The following is a 797-nucleotide window of genomic DNA, read 5'->3' on the forward strand; positions in this document are numbered from 1 at the left end:
GGGCCACGGAAGGCGGGCGCAGCGCTGGCCGCGAGCCGCGGCCGGTCACAGGCCGCCGGCGACCCGCAGCACGGCCCCCGAGGTGTAGGACGCCTCGTCCGAGAGCAGCCAGGCCACGGCGTCGGCGACCTCCTCGGGTTCGCCGGGGCGGCGCGCCGGTGTGATCTGCGCCTTCTTCCAGGCCCGGTCGGGATCCCCCATCGCGGCGTGCATCCCGGTCAGTACGGAGCCCGGCTGCACGCAGTTGACCCGTACGCCCTCGCCGGTGAACTCCTTGGCCAGGCCCACCGTCATCGCGTCGACCGCGGCCTTCGAGGCGGCGTAGTGCACGTACTCGCCGGGGGAGCCGAGGGTGGCGGCGGAGGAGGAGATGTTCACGAGGGCGCCGCCCCGCCCGCCGTGCGCGGTCGACATCTCGCGCAGCGCACGGCGGGCGCACAGCAGCGCCCCCGTCACGTTGACGTCCACCACCCGCCGCATCACCTCGGGCGCCGTCTCGGTGAAGCGGCCCAGCGGACCGGAGATCCCCGCGTTGTTGACCAGCCCCGTGATCGGGCCGAGCCCGGAGCGCACCGTATCGAAGAGGTGGTCGACCGCCTCGGCGTCGCTGGTGTCCACCCGTACGGCGACCGCCTCGCCGCCGGCCGCCCGGACCGCCTCCGCCGTGCGGGTGGCCGCCTCCTCGTCGCGCGCGTAACCGATGCCCACGTGGTGGCCTGCGCGGGCGAGCCGCAGCGCCGTCGCGGCGCCGATGCCCCGGCTTCCGCCCGTGACGACGGTGACGCGCTGGAGGGAGG

The 797-nt window shown here is 75.9% G+C and carries 1 protein-coding gene; it reads right to left on the reverse strand.

Annotation, left to right across the window (positions count from 1 at the left end; genetic code table 11):
• Window positions 1–45: 45 nt before the first annotated feature.
• On the reverse strand, window positions 46–797 hold a 752-nt coding region (locus AB8Z75_RS35075), incomplete at its 5' end, for an SDR family oxidoreductase (RefSeq protein WP_369209204.1).

The sequence above is a fragment of the Streptomyces sp. PU-14G genome, from assembly GCF_041028275.1.
Classification (GTDB): Bacteria; Actinomycetota; Actinomycetes; order Streptomycetales; family Streptomycetaceae; genus Streptomyces.